22 protein-coding genes are annotated in these 21,640 nt (G+C 70.2%); 16 read left to right on the top strand and 6 right to left on the bottom strand.

All coding sequences use genetic code 11. The features are described 5' to 3' along the window. Positions 1–5: 5 nt before the first annotated feature. Complete coding sequence (locus K0H49_RS20060) at positions 6–917, bottom strand: LysR family transcriptional regulator (RefSeq protein ID WP_219216202.1); 912 nt, start codon at positions 915–917, stop codon at positions 6–8. A 110-nt stretch (positions 918–1,027) separates the two neighbouring features. Here K0H49_RS20060 and K0H49_RS20055 point away from each other — a divergent pair, with 110 nt between their 5' ends. Beyond that, entirely contained in the window at positions 1,028–1,786 is a 759-nt protein-coding gene (locus tag K0H49_RS20055) for an SDR family NAD(P)-dependent oxidoreductase (RefSeq protein ID WP_219216199.1), read from the top strand. Positions 1,787–1,792: 6 nt separating this feature from the next. On the opposite strand, the gene K0H49_RS20050 is transcribed toward K0H49_RS20055, so the two are convergent. Genes K0H49_RS20050 through hisN form a run of 3 tightly spaced genes read right to left on the bottom strand, consistent with a single transcriptional unit; the run spans position 1,793 to position 3,740 of the window. Beyond that, entirely contained in the window at positions 1,793–2,722 is a 930-nt protein-coding gene (locus K0H49_RS20050; protein ID WP_219216197.1) for an ROK family protein, read from the bottom strand. A gap of 27 nt (positions 2,723–2,749) precedes the next feature. Further along, a complete protein-coding gene (locus K0H49_RS20045; RefSeq protein WP_219216195.1) occupies positions 2,750–2,944 on the bottom strand; it encodes a DUF2905 domain-containing protein in 195 nt (64 codons plus the stop codon). A 10-nt stretch (positions 2,945–2,954) separates the two neighbouring features. Then, the gene (gene hisN / locus K0H49_RS20040; RefSeq protein ID WP_219216193.1) at positions 2,955–3,740 is read right to left on the bottom strand and encodes a histidinol-phosphatase; all 786 of its coding nucleotides are present in this window, start codon (positions 3,738–3,740) and stop codon (positions 2,955–2,957) included. 115 nt (positions 3,741–3,855) lie between these two features. Between hisN and K0H49_RS20035 the strand changes: the two genes are divergently transcribed. Continuing rightward, the gene (locus K0H49_RS20035) at positions 3,856–4,227 is read left to right on the top strand and encodes a DUF5329 family protein (protein WP_219216191.1); all 372 of its coding nucleotides are present in this window, start codon (positions 3,856–3,858) and stop codon (positions 4,225–4,227) included. 13 nt (positions 4,228–4,240) lie between these two features. Here the strand turns inward: K0H49_RS20035 and K0H49_RS20030 are convergent, their stop codons facing one another. Further along, positions 4,241–5,347 (bottom strand): class I SAM-dependent methyltransferase, encoded by a 1,107-nt coding sequence (locus K0H49_RS20030; RefSeq protein WP_374122425.1) that lies wholly within the window; start codon positions 5,345–5,347, stop codon positions 4,241–4,243. A 9-nt stretch (positions 5,348–5,356) separates the two neighbouring features. On the opposite strand from K0H49_RS20030, the gene K0H49_RS20025 reads away from it, so the two are divergent. From K0H49_RS20025 to mdoH, 14 genes are all read left to right on the top strand, one after another. Continuing rightward, positions 5,357–6,154: an SDR family oxidoreductase gene (locus K0H49_RS20025; RefSeq protein ID WP_219216189.1), complete on the top strand. Its 798-nt coding sequence runs from the start codon at positions 5,357–5,359 to the stop codon at positions 6,152–6,154. A gap of 15 nt (positions 6,155–6,169) precedes the next feature. After that, a complete protein-coding gene (locus K0H49_RS20020; protein WP_219216187.1) occupies positions 6,170–6,541 on the top strand; it encodes a dihydroneopterin aldolase in 372 nt (123 codons plus the stop codon). Next, on the top strand, positions 6,538–7,455 hold the full coding sequence (gene ttcA, locus K0H49_RS20015; protein WP_219216185.1) for a tRNA 2-thiocytidine(32) synthetase TtcA: 918 nt from the start codon (positions 6,538–6,540) through the stop codon (positions 7,453–7,455). The genes K0H49_RS20020 and ttcA overlap by 4 nt, the downstream gene beginning before the upstream one ends. Before the next feature lie 57 nt (positions 7,456–7,512). Then, complete coding sequence (locus tag K0H49_RS20010; protein WP_219219011.1) at positions 7,513–8,157, top strand: DUF4136 domain-containing protein; 645 nt, start codon at positions 7,513–7,515, stop codon at positions 8,155–8,157. 20 nt (positions 8,158–8,177) lie between these two features. After that, positions 8,178–8,789, top strand: coding sequence for a histidine phosphatase family protein (locus K0H49_RS20005; RefSeq protein WP_219216183.1), 612 nt, complete (start codon positions 8,178–8,180; stop codon positions 8,787–8,789). A gap of 213 nt (positions 8,790–9,002) precedes the next feature. After that, positions 9,003–11,267, top strand: a complete 2,265-nt coding sequence (locus K0H49_RS20000) for a non-ribosomal peptide synthetase (RefSeq protein WP_219216181.1) — start codon at positions 9,003–9,005, stop codon at positions 11,265–11,267. Then, positions 11,267–11,995, top strand: coding sequence for a 4'-phosphopantetheinyl transferase family protein (locus K0H49_RS19995; RefSeq protein ID WP_219216179.1), 729 nt, complete (start codon positions 11,267–11,269; stop codon positions 11,993–11,995). The genes K0H49_RS20000 and K0H49_RS19995 overlap by 1 nt, the downstream gene beginning before the upstream one ends. Before the next feature lie 65 nt (positions 11,996–12,060). Continuing rightward, entirely contained in the window at positions 12,061–12,564 is a 504-nt protein-coding gene (locus K0H49_RS19990; protein ID WP_219216177.1) for a hypothetical protein, read from the top strand. Positions 12,565–12,667: 103 nt separating this feature from the next. Further along, complete coding sequence (miaB, locus tag K0H49_RS19985) at positions 12,668–14,035, top strand: tRNA (N6-isopentenyl adenosine(37)-C2)-methylthiotransferase MiaB (protein ID WP_219216174.1); 1,368 nt, start codon at positions 12,668–12,670, stop codon at positions 14,033–14,035. Beyond that, complete coding sequence (locus K0H49_RS19980) at positions 14,035–15,462, top strand: sensor histidine kinase (RefSeq protein ID WP_219216172.1); 1,428 nt, start codon at positions 14,035–14,037, stop codon at positions 15,460–15,462. Before miaB ends, K0H49_RS19980 begins: the two co-directional genes overlap by 1 nt. 92 nt (positions 15,463–15,554) lie before the next feature. After that, a complete protein-coding gene (locus K0H49_RS19975) occupies positions 15,555–16,187 on the top strand; it encodes a hypothetical protein (RefSeq protein ID WP_257625032.1) in 633 nt (210 codons plus the stop codon). Then, positions 16,184–17,611 (top strand): sigma 54-interacting transcriptional regulator, encoded by a 1,428-nt coding sequence (locus tag K0H49_RS19970; protein ID WP_219216167.1) that lies wholly within the window; start codon positions 16,184–16,186, stop codon positions 17,609–17,611. The genes K0H49_RS19975 and K0H49_RS19970 overlap by 4 nt, the downstream gene beginning before the upstream one ends. Before the next feature lie 181 nt (positions 17,612–17,792). Next, a complete protein-coding gene (locus K0H49_RS19965; protein WP_219216165.1) occupies positions 17,793–17,996 on the top strand; it encodes a hypothetical protein in 204 nt (67 codons plus the stop codon). Between the two features lie 7 nt (positions 17,997–18,003). Then, entirely contained in the window at positions 18,004–20,019 is a 2,016-nt protein-coding gene (gene mdoH, locus K0H49_RS19960) for a glucans biosynthesis glucosyltransferase MdoH (protein WP_219216163.1), read from the top strand. A 143-nt stretch (positions 20,020–20,162) separates the two neighbouring features. Here mdoH and ffh read toward each other — a convergent pair whose 3' ends face one another. Next, complete coding sequence (gene ffh / locus K0H49_RS19955; RefSeq protein WP_219216160.1) at positions 20,163–21,542, bottom strand: signal recognition particle protein; 1,380 nt, start codon at positions 21,540–21,542, stop codon at positions 20,163–20,165. Positions 21,543–21,640: the final 98 nt, after the last annotated feature.

Raw genomic sequence — 21,640 nt, 5'->3', positions numbered from 1 at the left:
CGCGTTCAGGGCTTGCCGGCCAGGAAGGGCGCGAGCACTTCGTCCATCCAGGCCATCAGCGCCTGCACCCGCTTCGACAGCTGGCGCCGGTGCGCATAGAGCAGCGACACCGGCATCGCCGGCGCATCGAAGCCGGGCAGCACCCGCACCAGCCGGCCCGCGTCGATCAGCGGCTGCATGCCGATGACCGGCGCCTGGATCAGGCCCAGGCCGGCCAGGCAGGCCGACTGGTAGGCGTCGCTGCTGGTCACGGTCAGCGCGCTCGGCATGGCCAGCGTCCGGTACTGGCCCTCTTCCTGGTACTCCCACAAGGCCGGCCCGGCGCCCAACCCCGGCGCGTAGCGCACCAGCCGGTGCGAAGCCAGGTCGTCGAGCGTGTGCGGCACGCCATGCAGCGCGAGATAGGCCGGACTGGCGACGTTGACCTGCGCCAGTTCGCCCAGCCGGCGCGCCACCAGTTCGGAGGCTTCGAGCGCGCCCACGCGCAGCACGCAGTCGAAACCCTCGTGCACCAGGTCGACCCGGCGGTCGGTGGTGCTGAGTTCGAGCGCCAGCTGCGGATGCGCGGCCAGGAAGGCGGGCAGCCGCGGCATCAGCACCGCCTGCGCCATGCCGATCGGCACGTCGACCCGCAGCCGGCCGCGCAAGGCGCCGGGGGCGCGCTGGAACAGCGACTGCAACTCGTCCGCGTCGGCCAGCAGCAGCAGACAGCGCTCGCGGAACTGCTCGCCATCGGCTGTGAGGCGCACCGTGCGCGTGGTGCGGTGCAGGAGCCGCGTGCCCAGCTCGGCCTCGAGCTGCTGCACCGTGGTCGAGACCCGTGCCTTGGGCATGCCCAGCTGCTCGGCGGCGCGGGTGAAGCTCGCCAGTTCGGCGACCTTGACGAAGGTGCGCAGCGCGCCGAGGTCCATGCTCATGGGCGCATTGTTCTCCACATCTGAACAGTCAGGTCTTCTTTCGGGGATTTATCGCTGGACTGTCTTTTCCTAAAGTCCATTCACCGATCACAACCCCTTCAGGACAGACCATGAACGCACCCATCGCCCTCATCACCGGCGCGAGCCGCGGCCTCGGCAGGAACACCGCCCAGCACCTGGCCCGCCAAGGGTCCGATCTGATCCTGACCTACCGCAGCGGCGCCGACGAAGCACAGCAGCTGGTGGGCGAGATCGAAGCGCTGGGCCGCCGCGCGGTGGCGCTGCCGCTGGACGTCGCGCAGAGCGCCAGCTTCCCGGCCTTCGCCGCGCAGGTGAAGGCGGCGCTGGCCCGCACCTGGCAGCGCGCGACCTTCGATCATCTGGTGAACAACGCCGGCATCGGCACGCATGCGGCCTTCGCGGACACCACCGAGGCGCAGTTCGACACCCTGGTCGACGTCCATTTCAAAGGGCCCTTCTTCCTGACCCAGGCGCTGCTGCCGCTGCTCGCGGACGGCGGACGCATCGTCAACGTCTCGAGCGGCCTGGCCCGCTTCACCCTGCCCGGCTCTTCGGCCTATGCGTCGATGAAGGGCGCCATCGAGGTGCTGACGCGCTACCTCGCGAAGGAGCTGGGGCCGCGCGGCATCGCCGTCAACGTGGTGGCGCCGGGCGCGATCGAGACCGACTTCAGCGGCGGCATGGTGCGCGACAACCCGCAGCTCAACGCCATGATCGCCAGCCAGACCGCCCTGGGACGCGTCGGCCTGCCTGACGACATCGGCGGCGCGATCTCGCTGCTGCTGCAGCCGGGCAACGGCTGGATCAACGGTCAGCGCATCGAGGCGTCGGGCGGCATGTTCCTGTAGGCCGACTCAGTCGACCAGCGCCAGCGCCGCGTAGTCGCCGACCTTGTCGCCCAGCCCTGCCGACAGCAGCCGCACGCCGCGCGTCAGCGGCAGCAGCCGGCCGTCGATCTCGGCCTGCAGCCGTGGCAGCAGGAATTCGCGGTTGTGCCAGTACACGCTGCCGCCCAGGCTGATGGCCTGCAGGTCGAGCGTGGCCACCAGGTTGTAGAGCATGCGGCCCATCACGCGGCACAGCGCGTCGGTGCGCTGCAGCGCCTGCGGCTCGCCGGCCACGGCCGCGGCGAACAGCGCGGCCGCGGGTTGGGTGAAGCGCCGTTCCACGGAGTTGCCGGCGATCAGGCCCTCGACGTCGCCCACGTTGCCGCAGCCGCACAGCGCGTCATGGTTGTCGTCGTCCGAAACGAAGGTGTGGCCCGCATGGCCGGCGTTGCCGTTCTTGCCGCGCAAGGCATGGCCGTCGACGCACAGGCCGACGCCCACGCCGGTGCTCCAGGTCACGTAGGCGCAATGGTCCATGCCCTGGAGCGCGCCCCAGCGGCGCTCGGCCTCGAGCGCCGCGACCGCGTCGTTCTCGACGCGCACGCGGGCGAAACGCTGGCGCAAGGGCGCCTCGACCACGGCGGTCATCCAGTCGTTGGGCAGGCCTCGGGCCGGGCCGGCCAGGCCGCCGCAGATGTTGGGGGTGGCGAGTTCGACGCAGCCGTCCTTGAGCACGAAGGGGCCGGCCGAGGAGACGCCCACGCTCTCGATGGTCTGGGCCGACACGCCGGCCTGGGCGCAGGCCGCATCGATGAGGCGCAGCACCTGCTGCGCGACCGCATCGTTGTCGCCGGTCTTGGCGGTCGGCTCGGTCTGGCGGGCCTGCAGCTGTTCGCTGCCGGCTTCGGCCAGGCTGACGGCGACCTTGGTGCCGCCGATGTCCACGCACGCTCTCATGTCGTCTCTTCCTTTTCTTCTCTGTCGTCAGATCAGTTTCGCCACCAGCGCGGCGATCATGCTCAGCAGCAGCGTGCTGGCGATCGGCAGTTGCCACTCGCGCCCGAAGAGCCGGAACACGAAGTCGCCGGGCAGCCGCCCGAAGCCGAAGCGCCGCAGCCACGTCGTGAGCCCGCTCATGAGCACCAGCGCCAGCACCACGACGATCAGCCAGCGGATCATCGCGCAGCGCTCAAGCGGCGGCCGATGCCGCCAGCGCGGCCAGCGCCTGGCGATGCAGTTCGGGCGTGGCGGCGGCCACCACGCGGCCGTTCGACTGCAGGCCCAGCGCGCGCCCTTCCCAGTCGGTGATCACGCCGCCCGCGGCCTCGATCAGCCCGGCCGGGCCGAGGTAGTCGTAGGGCTGCAGGCCGGTCTCGACCACCAGGTCGATGGTGCCGCCGGCCAGCTGCGCATAGCCGTAGCAGTCGCCGCCGAAGCGGCGCATCGCGCAGCGCCGGCTCAGCGCGTCGAAGGCCTGCCAGTCGGCGGCATCGAAGATGTCGGGCGAGGTGGTGACGATGCGCGCCTGGGCGATCTCGCTGCAGCCGCTCACGCGCACGGCCACGCCGTTGCGGTGGGCGCCCACGCCGGCCTGGCCGACCCAGCGTTCGCCCAGCACCGGCATGTCGACCATGCCGAGCACCACGCGATCGCCTTCGAGCACGCCGATCAGCGTGCCCCACAGCGGCGAGCCGGTGATGAAGCTGCGCGTGCCGTCGATCGGGTCGATGACCCAGACGCGGCCGGCCTCGAGCCGCTCCTGGCCGTGCTCCTCGCCGTAGATGCCGTCTTCCGGCAGTGCGGCGGCCAGCGCGGTGCGCATGGCGGTCTCGGCGGCGCGGTCGGCCAGCGTCACCGGGCTTTCGTCGGCCTTGGTGATGATGTCCAGCGGCGTGCGGAAATACGCCATCGATTGGGCCGCCGCCGCGTCGGCGAGGGCATGGGCAGTGCGGAGCAGGTCGGGCAGGGGGCGCATGGGAAGCAAAGAGGACGGAAGCCGTTGCGGAGGGTCGATTAGACCCGAGCGCGTTTGACATGGCATGGCAGCCCTGTCTAGCATGGGCTCATCTCAGGTTCACGAAAGACACGGCATGGCATGGGTTCGATGGCTGAAGCGGCTGCTGCCCGCCGTGCTGCTGACCTGCGCGTCGCTCGCGCTGGCCACGCCCTCGGCCGACGAGCACGCGACGATCACCGCGCTGATCCAGCGCGTGGAGCAGATGACGACGCTGAGCTTCATGCGCAACGGCACGGCCCACACCTCGGCCGAGGCGGCGCAGCACATGCAGGCGAAGTACGCCTACTTCAAGGAGAAGATCACGAGCGCCGAGGACTTCATCGACCTCTGCGCCTCGCGCTCGGAGATGACCGGCAAGCCCTACAAGGTGAAGGTCGGCGATGCACCGCCGCGCGAGGCCGGCGAGTTCCTGCGGGAAGAACTGCGCAAGGTGCGCAACCGCTGAACGTTCCCCGCGGCTACAGCGTGTGGCTGCGGTCGCCCTCGGCGAAGCCCAGCGGCTCCCAGGGCTCGCCGGCGCCCAGCGCGATCACTTTGAACAGTTCGCCCATCTCGTGCTCGTGCACCAGGTGCGCGGCCAGCGCACGCTGTGCGATGCTGGCCTGGTCCGACAGCGCCAGCAGCCCGCAATTGATCAAAAACCGCCCCTGGCTCGCATAGCCCAGCACCGCCAGGCCCGCGTCCTGCGCGGCCAGCGCGATGCCGGTGAAATCGACGTGCGCCGTGATGTCCTTGGCGCCCACCGCCACCAGCGGGTCGCCGTCGGCTTGGTGGCCCTGGTGACACATCACGGTGCCCATGTGGCGCTGCGGGTGGTAGTACTCCGACTCGGGGAAGCCGTAGTCGATCAGGAAGGCCGCGCCCTGCGTGAGCCGGTCGGCCAGGGTCGCGACGAAGGCCTGCGCCTGCGGATGGATCTCGGTCAGGTAGTCGTGCTCGCCCTCGATGTCCAGCGGCGGCCGCAGCAGCGTCGGGCGATCCTCCCAGGCCCAGCCGCCCTGCGCGCCCGCGACCACGCCACGCTCGAACCAATGGCCGCCGGCGCGTGCCAGCAGCTGCACCGGCATCGCGTCGAGCACCTCGTTGCCGACCACCACGCCGCGCATCGCCGCGGGCAGTTCGCTGAGCCACTCGACCTTGCCCGCATGCGCCGCCAGCGTCTCCTGCTGGCGCACGCGCAGCGAGCCCGACAGGTCGACGATGCGGTAGCGCGCGATGCGCTCGCCCAGCGTGTCCAGCAGTTGCAGCGCCAGCGCGCCCGAGCCGGCGCCGAATTCCCAGACCTCGTCGGTGCCGGTCTGCTTGAGCGCCTCGTCCACCTGCACCGCGAGCGCCTGGCCGAACAGCGGCGTGAGCTCGGGCGCGGTGACGAAATCGCTGCCGGACGAGGGCATGTGGCCGAACTTGCGGCTGGCGTTCGCGTAGTAGCCCATGCCGGGCGCGTAGAGCGCCAGCGCCATGAAGCGGTCGAACGGCAGCCAGCCACCGGCGCGCTGAATGGCCCGGCCGATCAGGCGGTCGAGGGCGGTCGTTAAAATTGGAGGAGCGGTCTTCACGCCGCCGATTGTCTCCCGATGCCCCTGCCCCCTTCCACCTCCCCGTCCGCGCCCCCCTTGCGCACCGTTCTCGTCACCGGCGCCGCCAAGCGGCTGGGCCGCGAGATCGCGCTCGCGCTGGCCGACGGCGGCTGGCAGGTCGCGGTGCACTACCGCCATTCGGCCGACGAGGCTCGCCAGACCGCGGCCGACTGCGCCGCGCGCTCGGGCAGGCCCGCAGCGCTGGTCGGCGCCGACCTGGCCGACGAGGCGGCGGTGCGCGCGCTGGTGCCGCAGGTGGTGGCGCAGTTCGGCCAGCTCGATGCGGTGGTCAACAGCGCCTCGCTGTTCGAGCACGACGACGCCGCCACGATGAGCTTCGCAACGCTGGACGCGCACCTGCGCACCAACACCGCGGCGCCGGTGCTGCTGGCGCAGGCGCTGCACACGCACCTGCTCACGCGCGGCGCCGACACGCAGGGTGCGGTGGTCAACCTGCTCGACCAGAAGCTCTGGAACCAGAATCCCGACTTCCTGAGCTACACGCTGTCGAAGGCCGCGCTCGAGGCCGCCAACACCATCCTGGCGCTGGCACTCGCGCCGCAGCTGCGGGTGGTGGGCGTCGCGCCGGGCCTCACGCTCACCAGCCACATGCTCAGCGAAGAGAAGTTCCGCGACCTGCACTCGGCCAGCCCGCTGGGCCGCTCCTCGACCGCCGCCGACGTGGCGGCCACCGTGAAATTCGCGCTGGAGAACCGCTCCATCACCGGCACCACGCTGCTGGTGGATGGCGGCCAGCACCTCATGAAATTCGAACGCGATTTTTCGCTGATGTAAGACCGGAAGCGGACCATGCTGACCAAGGGCACCCAGATCCTCACGCTGACCAAGCTGCGCTTCGACGCCAGCCTCGGCATCCTCGACCAGGAAATAGACACGCCGCAGAAGATCCAGGTCGACGCCGAGCTCAACCTCGGCAGCCAGCCGCTGCTGCCGGCCGACGACGACATCATGCATGTGCTCGACTACCGCAAGGTGCGGCGCATCATCATCGAGGAGTGCACCGCCGTGCACATGAACCTGCTCGAGAGCCTGATCGGCAAGCTCGCGCACCGCCTGATGCAATTGCCCGGCGTGCTGGGCGTACGGGTCAAGATCGCCAAGCTGGAGATCTTCGACGACTGCGAAGTGGCGATTCGCGTGGAAACGGGGCAATGGTCATGAGCGCCATCTGGACGGAAGAAGAAGCAGCCACCACCGCACCGGGCGAGCGCCTGAAGATCGAGCGCGAAACGCAGAAGCTCGAGAAGCGGCTGTGCCGCCAGGTCGGCCAGGCCATCGTCGACTACAACATGATCGAGGCCGGCGACAAGGTCATGGTCTGCGTCTCGGGCGGCAAGGATAGCTATGCGCTGCTCGACATCCTGCTCAAGCTGCGGGCCCGCGCGCCGATCCACTTCGACATCGTGGCGGTCAACCTCGACCAGAAGCAGCCCGGCTTCCCGGAAGACGTGCTGCCGACCTACCTCACGGCGCTGGGCGTGCCCTTCCACATCGAGGAGCAGGACACCTACAGCATCGTCAAGCGCGTGATCCCCGAAGGCCGCACCACCTGCGGCCTGTGCAGCCGGCTGCGCCGCGGCATCCTGTACCGCGTGGCCGACGAACTGGGCGCCACCAAGGTCGCGCTCGGCCACCACCGCGACGACATGCTGCAGACCTTCTTCCTCAACATGTTCTTCGCGGCCCGGCTCAAGTCGATGCCGCCGAAGCTGGTGAGCGACGACGGCAGGCACGTCGTGATCCGCCCGCTGGCCTACGTGGCCGAGAAGGACCTGATCCGCTGGGCCCGGCACCGCGAATTCCCGATCATTCCCTGCACGCTCTGCGGCAGCCAGGAGAACCTGCAGCGCAAGCAGGTCGGCGAGATGCTGCGCGAATGGGAGAAGAAGCACCCGGGCCGCATCGAGAACATGTTCGGCGCGCTGCAGCACATCGTGCCTTCGCACCTGCTCGATGGAACGTCTTTCGACTTCAAGGGTCTGAAGGCCACCGGGGTGCCCGATCCCGAAGGCGACAAGGCCTTCGACGCCCCCGAGTTCACGGCGCCTTCGCCGCTGCGCATCGTTCAGCTCTGATGCGCGCGACGGTGGCGGCGTCGTACCGAGCCACCGTCCGGAGATCCTGACATGACCATCAAGCGAGTTTTGTCCGCCCTCGCGCTGCTGACCGCCCTCAGCGGCTGCGCCACCCGCTGGGTGGTGGACAGCGACGTGCAGAGCTTTTCCAACCTGCCGGCCGCCGACCTGAACGCCGGCGCCACCTACCGCTTCGAGCGGCTGCCCTCGCAACAGGACGGCGCGGGCGCGCGCGGCGCCGAGGCCCTCGAGGCCATGGCTGCGCCGGCGCTCGAAGGCGTGGGCCTCAAGCGCGACGATGCGGCGCCACGCTACAGCGCCCAGATCGGCGCACGGGTCACGGCCGCACTGTCGCCCTGGGCCGATCCCTGGTTCTATCCGGGCTGGGGACCGGGCCCGCGCTACGGCGGCTGGGGTCCCGGCTACGGTTATGGCTACGGCCGCGGCTGGTATGGCGGCGGCTGGTACGGCCCGGCCTTCGCGCCGCCGGCCAACCCCTGGTACCTGCGCGAGGTCAGCGTGGTGCTGCGCGACCTCGCGTCCAACAAGGTGGTGTACGAGACGCGGGCCCGCAACGATGGCCCCTACAACCTCGATGCGGCCGTGCTGCCGGTGATGTTCCAGGCCGCGCTGCAGGGCTTCCCGACCCCGCCGCAGGGCGAGCGCCGGGTCGACATCGAAATCCCGCCGAAGTCCAAGTAGATGACGCAGCCTTGCCGCCCATGGACGTCACGCGCCTGATCGTCATTCGCCACGGCGAAACGGCCTGGAATGTGGACACACGCATCCAGGGCCAGCTCGACATCGGCCTCAACGCCACCGGCCAGCGGCAGGCGCAGCAACTGGGCCAGGCGCTGGCGGACGAGACCGTGGAAGCGGTCTATGCGAGCGATCTGGCCCGCGCCTGGGACACGGCCTGCGCCGTGGCCGGGCCGCTGGGCCTCGAGGTCGTCCCCGACCCCCGGCTGCGCGAACGCGCCTTCGGCGACTTCGAGGGCCGCACCTTCGCCGACATCGAGGCCAACTCCCCGGAGGAGGCCCGGCGCTGGCGCACCCGCGATCCCGAGTTCGAACCGGAAGGCGGCGAGTCGCTGATCGCCTTTCGCCACCGCGTCACCAGCGTGGCCGCCGAACTCGCAGCGCGCCACCCCGGCGCCCTGGTGGTGCTGGTCGCGCACGGCGGCGTGATGGACGTGCTCTACCGCGCCGCCACCGGCCAGGAACTGCAGGCGCCGCGCACCTGGCACCTGGGCAATGCCGCCATCAACCGCCTGCTCTGGACGCCGCAAGGCTTCTCGCTGGTGGGCTGGGGCGACGTGAGCCACCTGAGCTGATCCCGGGTACCCGCTCCCCCGGGCGCCTCATCCCCTCGCCGTAATTTGCCTGCCGGCCGTCATGGCCGGCGTCCACCGTTGCGTGCGCCGTGCGTTGCGAGAAGACTGAAACGTGTAGAAAAGCCTGGTTACACGAGTACTTTATGTTTACATTACAGTTAGACACACAATGAGCAGCCTCGAGGGGCCGCTTTTCCTCAAACCGTCCTATTGATGGCCTACGCCACACTGCCAGAGCCGCTGCAGGCGTCCGACGCGCTGCTGGATTTGTTCGCCCGCGTGGACTCGGGAAGCCGCGGCGCGCGGCACACGACCGCCCTGGCGCTGCCCGCCACACTGATGGCGCACGCACGCACGCAGGTCGCCGAACAAGGGCGCCTGTACGACACCGTGCTGCTCGGCGCCTGGGTGCTGGCCTTGTCGCGCTGGACCGGCGCGGCCTCGCCCACGCTGACGGAATGGCCACGGGGCCTGCGACGCGCCATCGACTGCGGCAGCACGCTGGCCACGGGCGCCTGGCTGTCGGCCCTGGACGCGTCGCGTCGCGCGGCCGCGTCCGGCGTGACGCACGAAGCCCGCCTGCCATCTCACGCCTGGGGCCTCGCCGCGCACCTCGCCGCACAGGACGATGGCGACATTCCGCCGCTGCTGCTCGGACTGGACACCGCCGAGACGCCGCGCCTGCTGCTGGACCGCGAGGCCGGCCTGATCGACGACGCCACCGCCACCGAACTGCTCGAGGCCGTCGCGGCCATCGCGGAACATCTGTGCGAAGCGCCGGCCTGGCGCACCCTGGGCGACATCGCCTCCCTGTCGTCGCGGCAACGCGCTCGGCAATTGAACGACTGGAACCGACCGACGCCGCCCTGCGATGCCACGCGCACCGTGGTCTCGCTGTTCGACGCGCAGGTCGCGGCCCGGCCCGATGCGATCGCGCTGGCCAGGGGCGACGAGCGCCTGAGCTATCGCGCGCTCGCGGCCCGCGCCGTCCGGCTGGCGGCGCGCCTGCAGGCCGCGGGCGCGGCCCCGGGCACCACCGTCGGCGTGCTGCTCGATCGCTCGACCGCCTCCATCGTCGCGCTGCTCGCGGTGCTCAAGGCCGGCGCGGCCTACCTGCCGCTGCAGGCCCACCTGCCGAGCGAGCAGTTGGCCTTCCGGATGGACGACGCCGGCGCGCGGCTCCTGCTCGGTCCCGCCGGCTGGCCCCACCCGTTGCCGGTCGGCGTGACCTGGATGCGCGCCGATGACGTGGACGCCGACAGCGCCGCACCGCCCCTGGCACCGGTCGCGCTCGATGGCCACTCGCTGGCCTGCGTGCTCTACACCGCCGGCACCACCGGGGTGCCCAAGGGCACGGAGATCCTGCACCGTGCGATCCTGGCCGTGGGCCCGGGCGACCTCGGCTTCCTGCCGGAGGCAGTGGTGCTGCACGCCGCCCCTTCGGGCATGGACGTGTCGAGCGCCGAAGTGTGGGGCCCGCTGCTCAACGGCGGCTGCTGCGTGGTGCACGACGAGGCGCAGCCGACCGGGCCCGGGCTGGCCCGCACGATCGCCGCCCACGGCGTGAGCACCGCGTTCCTGCCGAGCACGGTGTTCAACGCGCTGATCGACGACGACCCGGTGTCCTTGCGCGGCTTGCGGCAGCTGTTCGTGGGCGGCGAGCCGCCTTCGGTGCCGCATGTGCGGCGGGCCCTCGCGGCCTTGCCGGCGCTGCAGTTCATCCACGCCTACGGCTCGGCCGAGTGCACGGCCATCGCCCTCACCCACCCGGTGCCGGCGACGCTGCCGGACGATGCCACGACCCTGCCCATCGGCCGCCCCATCGCCGACACCACCGCCTACATCACGGGCCCGACGCTCGACCTGCTGCCGGCCGGCCTGATCGGCGAGCTGTGCCTGGGCGGGCGCGGCGTCGCACGCGGCTACATCGGCCGGCCCACGCTCACGGCCGAGCGCTTCGTCGCCGACCCCTTCGCCACCGAAGGCCGGCTCTACCGGACCGGCGACCGCGCGCGCCTGCTGCCCGATGGCGGCATCGAGTTCAGGGGCCGGCAGCAGGGTCCGGGCGCGCCGCCCGAGCCGCGGCGCGCCGAACCGCCACGCACGCTGCCTCCGCCGCCCGCGCCGCCCCGGCAACAGCAGCCACAGCCTCGGCCGCAGAGCGGTCCGTTGCCGGGCGCACGCCCCCTGTTGCAGCCCGAGCAGGCGCAACTCGCGCAGCTCTGGGCCAGTGCGATCGGACTCGACGTCAACGACATCCACAGCGGCGACAACTTCTTCGCGCTGGGCGGCCAGTCGGTGCTGGCGATGCACGTGATCCAGCAGGCCGAGGAGTTGCTGGGCCTGCGCACCGAACCGAGCCGCTACCTGTCCGAGACGCTGGCGCAGCTGGCCGTGCGCCCGTCACATGCCGCCGCGCAGACGCCCGCGCGCCGGCTGCTGGCCCGGCTGCGCGCGCTGGCCTTCTGGAAACGCTGATGCGGTTGATCGTCTCGCCGCTGTCGGCCTCCACCCCCGAGCCCTGCGAACTCTGGCGCTTCCCGCTGGACCAGTACCTGCCGGCCGCGGCCATCGCCACGCTCTCGCCCGACGAGATCGCACGCGCGCGCCGCTTCGTCTTCGAGAAGGACCGGCACCACTTCATGGCGGCACGGGCCGCGCTGCGCCAGCTGCTTGCGCGGCACCTGGGGCAGGCACCCGCGTCGCTGCAGTTCACCGCGGGCCCCTTCGGCAAGCCGGCCCTGGCCGACGCTCCCGGCCTGCATTTCAACCTGAGCCACAGCGGCGCGACCGGCGTGCTGGCCCTCTCGGAGCGCCTGGCCACGGGCATCGACGTCGAGGTGCTGCGGCCGATGCCCGATGCCGGCGCGCTGGCCGACGCCTACTTCGCCCCCGCCGAGCGCTCGGCGATCGCGGCCCTCGACGACGCGGCCGACCGCGACGCGGCCTTCTTGCGCTGCTGGACGCGCAAGGAGGCCTGCCTGAAGGCGGTCGGCATCGGGCTGCACCTGGCCACCGCCAGCTTCGACGTGGGCACCCGGGCCGAGGAGCGGACGGTGGAGATCGCGACCGCCGAGGGTGTCGAACGCCTCTGGCTGCAAGCGCTCGAACTCGGCGACGGGCTGCTCGCTTCGCTCGCGCTGTGTCTGGGACGCGCACCGGCGCCCGGCCGTCGCCCCGCGTCCGCGCTCGCCTCCTGCGGCTGAGTCCCACGGGCGCCTGGAAGGTGCGCCGCTAAAATCGGGGGTTCCACAGCCTCTGGACAGATGCCATGAACCGCTGCACCCACCCCTCGACCCAGCCCCCGCCCCTCTCCCTTGCCCTGGCCGTGGTGTGCGCGCTGGTGGTCGGCCTGGGCGCCGCGCCGCGGGCGCTGGCGCAGACCGAGCTCGAAGGGCAGGTGCAGAACGAAGCCACAAAGGGCGGCCGCAACTTTCCCGAAGGCACGCTGCGCGGCAAGTTCATGGTGGTGGCCGCGCCCGAGATCCGCCTGGACGGCCAGACCGATCGCCTGTCGCCGGGCGCGCGCATCCGCAGCGCCGAGAACATGGTGGTCACGACGGGTGCCATCACCGGACAGAACCTGCTGGTCAACTACACCCGCGATCCCGCGGGCCTGGTGCGCGAGGTGTGGATCCTGACGCCGACCGAAGCCAGCGTCGCGCGCGCCTCGGTCGAGCGGCCTTTTCTGAACTTCTGGCCTTTCGTGGCCGCGAGCGGCCCGCGCGACGACGGCAAGACGCCTTTCGACCAGTTGCCGAAATTCGGCGAATAGCACCGGCCATCCGACGGCGCCGACGCGCCTTTTCACTCCTCTTCCAGCCCGCGCCGCCAGCGCGCCGGCCGTTTTCTCAGATGGTTCTCCATCCCCCCACGCCATGAGCAAAAAAGTCTTTATCAAAACCTTCGGCTGCCAGATGAACGAGTACGACTCGGACAAGATGGCCGACGTGCTGAACGCCGCCCAAGGCTACGAGCCGACGCAGGACATCGACCAGGCCGACCTGATCCTGTTCAACACCTGCTCGGTGCGCGAAAAGGCGCAGGAGAAGGTGTTCTCCGACCTGGGTCGCGTCAAGCACCTCAAGACCAAGGGCGTGAAGATCGGCGTGGGCGGCTGCGTGGCCAGCCAGGAAGGCGCGGCCATCATCGCGCGCGCGCCCTACGTCGACATCGTGTTCGGGCCGCAGACGCTGCACCGCCTGCCCGAAATGCTGGCCCAGCGGGAAAGCCAGGGCAGGCCGCAGGTCGACATCAGCTTCCCCGAGATCGAGAAGTTCGACCACCTGCCGCCGGCGCGCGTCGAGGGCGTGACCGCCTTCGTCTCGATCATGGAAGGCTGCTCCAAGTACTGCAGCTACTGCGTGGTGCCCTACACCCGCGGCGAGGAAGTCAACCGCCCGCTCGACGACGTGCTGGTCGAGATCGCCGGCCTGGCCGACCAGGGCGTGCGCGAGATCACGCTGCTGGGCCAGAACGTGAACGCCTACCGCGGCACCATGGGCGGCACCTCGGAGATCGCCGACTTCGCGCTCTTGATCGAGTACGTGGCCGAGATCCCCGGCATCGAGCGCATCCGCTACACCACCAGCCACCCCAACGAGTTCACGCCACGGCTGATCGAGGCCTACGCCAAGGTGCCGCAGCTGGTGAGCCACCTGCACCTGCCGGTGCAGCACGGCAGCGACCGCATCCTGATGGCGATGAAGCGCGGCTACACCGCCATGGAATACAAGAGCACGGTGCGCAAGCTGCGCGCCATCCGGCCCCGGCTCGCGCTCAGCAGCGACTTCATCGTCGGCTTCCCCGGCGAGACCGATGAGGACTTCGCGAAGATGATGAAGCTGATCGTCGACCTCGACTTCGACGCCAGCTTCAGTTTCATCTTCAGCCCGCGCCCCGGCACGCCGGCCGCAGCCCTGCACGACGACACGCCGCACGAGGTCAAGCTGGCACGCCTGCACGAACTGCAGGCCGTGATCGACCGCAACGTCAAGCGTTTCGGCACCGCGCTGGTCGGCACCACGCAGCGCGTGCTGGTCGAGGGCGCCTCGCGCAAGGACGCCAGCGAGCTCATGGGCCGCACCGACTGCAACCGCGTGGTGAACTTCGAAGGCGATAGCCGCCTGGTCGGCCAAATGATCGACCTGGACATCACCCGTTCGCTGGCCTACACGCTGCGCGGCGAGGTGCCGACCCGCGAACGCGCGGGCACGGCGTCGGCCACGGCATCGCTGGCCGTCTGATGGCGCACCTGAAATCCGCGCGCGGTTCGTTCCAGCAGCTGCTGCTGTTCGCCTTCCTGCTGATCACCGCGCTGCTGGTGGGCGTCGCGCTGCGTTCGGTGTTCCAGTACGACGCGCTGATGACGCAGAGCCGCGATGCGGCCGCGCGCGCGCTGGCGCTCTCGGGTGCCGCGCAGTCGCTGGCAGAGCGCAGCGCCGCCATGGAGCGCGCCGGCCGCCAGTCGCTGGTGCTCAACGACGGCGTGTTGCGCCGGCGCTTCGACGACGCGGCGCGCGACGCGCAGAACGTGCTGACCCGGCTGGCCGACAACGGCGTGCCGCGCACCTCGGTCGACGCCTGGCGCATGCAGCTCGACGCGATGGAGCGCCTGCTGGCCGGCCCGGCCGACACCGCCCTGGCGCGCGAGAACACGCTGGCCATGCAGTTCCGCGACCTGGATGCGGTGAACACCGACATCGCGCAGCAGGCGCAGTTGCAGATCGAGGCGCAGAACACGGCGCTGGTCACGCGCATCGAGGACGCCCGCACCCGCCTGATGCGCCAGGTGCTGGCGGCCAGCGCGCTGGCCGTGGCGCTGGCGCTGGCCTTCGGCGTCTGGCTCGCGCGGCCGTTCAAGCGCCTGGAGCGCGCGATCGTCGGGCTGGGCGAGAACCGCCTCGACCTGCCGATCGACATCCGCGGCCCGGCCGACGTGCGGCGCGTGTCGCAGCAGCTCGAATGGCTGCGGCTGCGGCTGACCGAGCTGGACGCCGACAAGGCACGCTTCCTGCGTCACGTCTCGCATGAACTCAAGACGCCGCTGGCCGCGCTGCGCGAAGGCATCTCGCTGCTGGAGGATGGCGTGACCGGCGCCCTGAACCCGGCGCAGCGCGAGGTGGCCCAGATCCTGCAGCAGAACGCGATCTCGCTGCAGAGCCAGATCGAGGCACTGCTGCGCTTCAACGCGGCCGCCTTCGAGGCGCGCGACCTGCACCGCGAGCGCACCGCGCTGCTGCCGCTGATCGAGGAACAGGTCGAGGCCCAGCGCCTGCAGTGGCAGGCGCACGGGCTGCAGGTGCGGGTCGAGGGCGAGCCGCTGTCGATCACCGTCGACCCGGCCAAGCTGGGCACCGCGCTGGCCAACCTGCTGTCGAACGCGATCCGATTCTCGGCCAGTGGCGGCACCATCAGCGTCGAGGTCTCCGGCACCAGCGACACCGCGCGCATCGACATCGCGGACGCCGGGCCGGGCATCGCCGAGGGCGATCGCGACCGGATCTTCGAGCCCTTTTTCCGCGGCGAACGCCAGCCCGAGCACACGGTCAAAGGCACCGGTATCGGCTTGTCGATCGTGCAGGAGTACATTGCTGCCCATGGCGGCCGCATCGCCTTGCTGCCGGGCGGGCCTGGCGCGCGCTTCCGCATCGAGCTGCCCCGCTCCGTCTGAGCCGCCCTCGCCCCCTTGCCCCTTCCTCAGAACACAAGCCCGCACCCCGCGTTTTCCGAACCATGTCTTTTTCGTTCGTCCGCCGCGCTGCCTTGACCTCGGCGATCTTCTCGTCGATGGCCCTGGCGGCGTGCGTCACGCCACCCCGCTCCGCGCCCCTGGCCCCGCCCACGGTGGCAGCCGCGCCTGCGCCGGTGTTCCAGCAGGTCCGGCCGGTCGAGGCCGAGCCCATCGCCCCCGCCACCCAGCCGGCGCTGGCCTTCACGCCGCGCGGCACGGCGCCCGTCGATGCCATGCTGGGCTATGCCGACAAGCTGCGCCCGCTGGGCACGCCCGAACTGGCGATCGAGATCGCGCGCCTGGGCGACCCCGGCGATGCGCCCGTCGTGCAGATGCAATTGGCGCTGGTGTTGGCGCAGACCCGCGTGCCGGCCGACCTGGCGCGTTCGCTGGGCCTGCTGCAGCGCGTGATCGCCAACCCGGCCCCCGACGCACAGCCGCTGCAGCCGTTGGCGCGCGTGCTGGCGGCACGCTACCTGGAACAGCGCAAGGTCGAGGACGACCGCGACCGGCAGGCCCAGCAGGCGCGCGACGCCCAGCGCCGCATCGACCAGCTCAACGACCGCATCGAGGCGCTGCGCGCCATCGAGCGCAGCTTCGCGCGGCCCAACACCCCGACGCCACACCCCAATGGCGGCAAGCCCGCCGCAGCGACTGCCCCATGAGCGAATCCAAGCCGGCCGAAGTCCACGCCAAGGGCGCCCGCCTGCTGGTGGTCGATGACGACCCCGACCTGCTGCGCCTGCTCTCGATGCGCCTGAACGGCGCCGGCTACCAGGTGACCGCGGTGACCTCGGCCGAATCGGCGCTCACGCAGCTCGAGATCGAGCATCCGCAGCTGGTGCTCAGCGACGTGCGGCTGCCCGGGCGCGACGGCCTCGCGCTGTTCGACGAGATCCGCAAGCACCACCCGACACTGCCGGTGATCCTGCTGACCGCGCACGGCACCATCCCCGACGCGGTCGAAGCCACGGCGCGCGGCGTGTTCACCTACCTGACCAAGCCCTACGACGCGCGCGAACTGCTCGAGAAGATCAGCCAGGCGCTGGCGCTGGGTGCGCCCTCGACCGCGCCCAGCAGCGGTGGCGACGAAAGCTGGCGCTCCGAGATCGTGAGCCGCAGCAGCCGCATGGCCGAGGTGCTGGCCGAGGCCCGCATGATCGCCAAGTCCGACGCCAGCGTGCTGCTGCGCGGCGACAGCGGCGCGGGCAAGGAAGTGCTCGCGCGCGCCATCCACAAGGCCAGCGCGCGCGCCGACAAGCCCTTCGTCGCGGTCAACTGCGGCGCCATTCCCGAGGCCCTGCTCGAGTCCGAGCTGTTCGGCCACATGAAAGGCGCCTTCACCGACGCGCACGCCAACCACAAGGGCCTGTTCCAGCAGGCCGACGGCGGCACGCTGCTGCTCGACGAGATCGGCGACATGCCGCCCGCGCTGCAGGTCAAGCTGCTGCGCGTGCTGCAGGAGCATGCGGTGCGGCCGGTGGGCGCGGCCCAGTCGATCGCAGTCGACGTGCGCATCGTCTCGGCCACCCACCGCGACCTCGACGCGGCGATGGAGGCCGGCCAGTTCCGCGAAGACCTGTACTACCGCCTGAACGTGGTGACGCTCACGCTGCCGCCCCTGTCGGCCCGGCGCGAGGACATCCCGCTGCTGGCCAACCACTTTTTGCAGCGCCTGTCGACCAAGTACGGCAAGCGGCTGTCGGGCTTCGCGCCCGAGGCGCTCAAGGCCCTGACCACCGCGTCCTGGCCCGGCAACGTGCGCCAGCTGTTCAACGTGGTCGAGCAGGTCTGCGCGCTGTCGAGCTCGCCGCTGATCCCGCTGGCGCTGGTGCAGCGCGCATTGCGCGTGCCCAGCGTCGAGGTGCAGACCTACGCCGACGCCAAGCAGCGCTTCGAGCGCGACTACCTGGTGGGCCTGCTCAAGCTGACCGATGGCAACGTGGCCGACGCCGCGCGCCTGGCCGACCGCAACCGCACCGAGTTCTACCGCCTGCTGCAGAAGCACGAACTCACGCCCGGGCACTTCAAGGCCGACACGCCCCCAGCCGGGGGCGCCGAGCCTGTCGCTGACGAGCGACGCAAGTAAGTCGTTGATTTTGCTGGGCTTTGTCCCAGCCCCCTGCTTGGCTGTCGGGCTTTGGCGACAAAAACGGGGCTTTGAAGGCCGCGCCGGCCTCCAAACCGCCTCCGAACCGGATCGGGATCTCGCAAGTCGCTGATTTCAAACGGTTTTTTCATGCTGGCACGGGCTTTGCCCATGTAGACGCATGACAGCCTTTTCCAGCCCCTCTTTTGCACTGCGCCCGCAGCGTGACAGCCTGCGTTCCAAGCAGTCTTCCCTCTTGCGCAGCCGTGCCGCCGGTGTTTCGACGCCAGGCTATGACGGCCTGGGTGGCACCGCTGCCGACAGCGTCTTCAAACGCTTTCCGGCAATTGGCGACACGCCTTCTCTTTCCAAGCAACGTGGGTGAGCCGCACATGAAACCCAACGATTTCTCCCAATTGAACGTTCTCGCCCACGAAGCCGAGCTGCGCCAGCGCAGCACGCTGCGCGAAGACCGCCATCCGAACGCCGTGACCGCACCGCCGGTCAACCGCGGCTCGATGGCGCCACGTCCGTGGCGCGGTTTCTGGAACAGCATCGGCACCGCGATGCTGGTCAAGCTCGGCGCCGGCGGCACCACCGCCCGCGAGCAGGCCAAGGAACTCGGCCCTGAACAACCCTGGCAGCGCGCCGCCAAGCAGCGCCGCCTGGCGTTCATGTTGCTGGCCCTGTTCAGCACCGCGATCGCCTCGACGCTGTTCGCCGGCGTCCAGCCCGATTACGACAACGTCTGGCTCGAATATGGCCAGATCGGCCTCTACGGCCTGCTCTCGGGCTGGGTCGTGACCGGTTTCGTGACCGCCCTCATGGGCTTCTACGTCTCGGTGCGCGGCGACAAGCACGCGCTCTCGGCCAAGCAGGTCGTGGACCATCCGATGAACCCGGAAGCCCGCACCGCGATCATCATGCCGATCTGCAACGAGGACGTGGCCACGGTGTTCGCCGGCCTGCGCGCCACCTGCGAATCGGTGGCCGCCACCGGCCATGCCAAGCAGTTCGACGTGTTCGTGCTCTCGGACAGCTACACGCCCGAGACCGCCGCCGCCGAACGCGCCGCCTGGGAAGACCTGCGCGCCGCGCTGGCCGAAAGCCCGAACCAGCCGCAGGTCGAGGTCTACTACCGCCTGCGCACCCGCCGCACGCACCGCAAGGCCGGCAACGTGGCCGACTTCTGCCGCCGCTGGGGCAAGGACTACCGCTACATGGTCGTGCTCGACGCCGATTCGGTGATGAGCGGCGACTGCCTGACCTCGATGGTCAAGCTCATGGAAGCCAACCCGACTGCCGGCATCATCCAGACCGCGACGCAGGCCATCGGCCACGTCACGCTGCATGCACGTGCCCAACAATTCGCCTCCCGCGTGACGGGCCGCCTGTTCACGCTGGGCATGCAGTTCTGGCAACTGGGCGAATCGCACTACTGGGGCCACAACGCGATCATCCGCGTCAAGCCCTTCATGGACCATTGCGCGCTGGCGCCGATCGAAGGCACCGGCGGCATGTCGGGCGGCATCATGTCGCACGACTTCGTCGAAGCCGCGCTGATGCGCCGCGCCGGCTACCACGTGTGGCTGGTGTCCGACCTGGTCGGCAGCTACGAGCAGCAACCGCCGGACCTGCTGTCCGAACTGCAGCGCGACCGCCGCTGGTGCCAGGGCAACCTGCAGAACGCCCGCCTGATGGCCGAGCCCGGCATCCACCCGGTGCACCGCGCGATGTTCGTGACCGGCACCATGGCTTACGCTTCGGCCCCGCTGTGGCTGGCCTTCCTGACGCTGGGCACCGCCCTGTGGCTCAGCGGTTCGAGCATCGTGTCGAGCTGGAACGTGCTGCCGATGGAACTCGCCGGCCTGTGGATCTGGACCCTGGCCCTGCTGTTCCTGCCGCGCCTGCTGGGCATCGCCGCCGTGCTGATGCGCGGCGAGCAACGCCAGTACGGCGGTGTCTGGGGCCTGCTGAAGAGCTCGATGCTCGAAAGCGCCCTGGCCATCGTCCAGGCGCCCGTGCGCATGCTGGCCCATTCGCTGTTCGTGCTGGTCGCCCTCACCGGCGTCAAGCTCAACTGGAAGTCGCCTCCGCGTGAAGCCGCTGCCGTGCCGTGGCGCATCGCCTTCTCCCAGCTGGCGCCGATGACCGCGATCATCGCCCTGCTGGCCGTCGGCATCGCGCTGATCGACCCGAGCGCGCTGATCTGGCTGATGCCCGTGGGCCTGCCGCTGCTGCTGGCAATCCCGCTGACCGTGCTGACCAGCCAGATCGCGCTGGGTACCACGCTGCGCGACCGCGGCTTCCTGCTGATCCCCGAGGAATCGCGTTCGCCGGCCGTGCTGCGCCGCGCCTGGATGCATGCGATCCGCCTGGCACGTCCGGCGGCGCTGGCCACCGCCTGAGCGTCCCCGCTGCGCGACACGAAGCCGACCTACGGGTCGGCTTTTTTCATGGTGCGTCGCCAACCGGCACCGCGCCCCCGGCGCAAACGAAGAAGCCCGCCGAGGCAGACCCCGGCGGGCTTCAGTCGTGGCGCAAAGAGGTCCTAGAAAGGCAGCTTGGGACCACCGGCCCCGCCCATGCCCTTCATCCCGCCCATCTTCTTCATCATCTTCATCAGGCCGCCGCCCTTCATCTTCTTCATCATCCCCTGCATCTGCTCGAACTCGTTGAGCAGGCGGTTGACTTCCTGCACCTGCACGCCCGCACCGGCCGCGATGCGGCGCTTGCGCGTGGCCTTGAGCAGCTCGGGCTTGCGGCGCTCCAGCGGCGTCATGCTCTGGATGATCCCTTCCTTGCGCCGGATGTCGCGCTCGGCGCGGGTCATGTCGGCCTCGGTGGCCTTGGCCGCCATCTGCTGCGGCAGCTTGTCCATGATGCTGGACAGCCCGCCCATCTGCTTCATCTGCTGCAGCTGCGAGAGAAAGTCGTTGAGGTCGAAGCCGGCGCCGCTCTTGACCTTGGCCGCGAGCTTCTGCGCCGCCGCCACGTCGACGCCGGCCGTGACCTGCTCGACCAGCGCGACGATGTCGCCCATGCCCAGGATGCGGCCCGCGTGGCGCTCGGCGTCGAAGACCTCCAGGCCGTCGATCTTCTCGCTGGTGCCGGCGAACTTGATCGGCACGCCCGTGATCTGCCGCACCGACAGCGCCGCACCGCCGCGCGAATCGCCATCGGTCTTGGTCAGGATGATGCCGGTCAGCGGCAGCGCGTCCTTGAAAGCCTTGGCGGTGTTGATCGCGTCCTGGCCCTGCATCGCATCGACCACGAAGAGCGTCTCGACCGGGTTCAGCTCGGCGTGGAGATCCTTGATCTCCTTCATCAGCACCTCGTCGATCGCCAGCCGGCCGGCCGTGTCGACCAGCAGCACGTCGAAGAAGTGGCGCCGCGCATGGTCGATGGCGGCACGCACGATGTCGATGGGTTTCTGGTCGGCGCTGCTCGGGAACCACTCGGCGCCGGCCTGCTTCGTGACCGTCTTGAGCTGCTCGATGGCGGCCGGCCGGTAGACGTCGCCCGAGACCGTGAGCACCTTCTTCTTGCGCTTCTCGATCAGGTGCTTGGCCAGCTTCGCGGTGGTGGTGGTCTTGCCCGCGCCCTGCAGGCCGGCCATCAGGATCACCGCCGGCGGCTGGGCCGCGAGGTTGATGTCGGACACGCCCTCGCCCATGGTGGCGGCGAGTTCGCGGTTCACGATGCCGACCAGCGCCTGGCCCGGCTTGAGCGAGCCCAGCACCTCCTGGCCCAGCGCCTTTTCCTTCACGCGGGCGACGAAGTCGCGCACCACGGGCAGTGCCACGTCGGCCTCGAGCAGCGCCATGCGCACCTCGCGCAGCATGTCCTGCACGTTGCTTTCGGTGATGCGCGCCTGGCCGCTCATCGTCTTGACGAGGCGGGAGAATTTTTCGGAAAGGGCGGTGGCCATGAAGGAAAGTACCTGGTTCTCCGCTCGCGGCGAAGCTGTGAAAAGTCGTGACCCGAAGCCCGGTCGCGGCCGCCCCCCTGCGCCAACGAGCGCGGAGG

The organism is Variovorax boronicumulans (assembly GCF_019352895.1).
GTDB classification, from domain to species: Bacteria; Pseudomonadota; Gammaproteobacteria; order Burkholderiales; family Burkholderiaceae_C; genus Variovorax; species Variovorax boronicumulans_A.
This window is presented reverse-complemented; position numbering and strand designations above follow the sequence as displayed.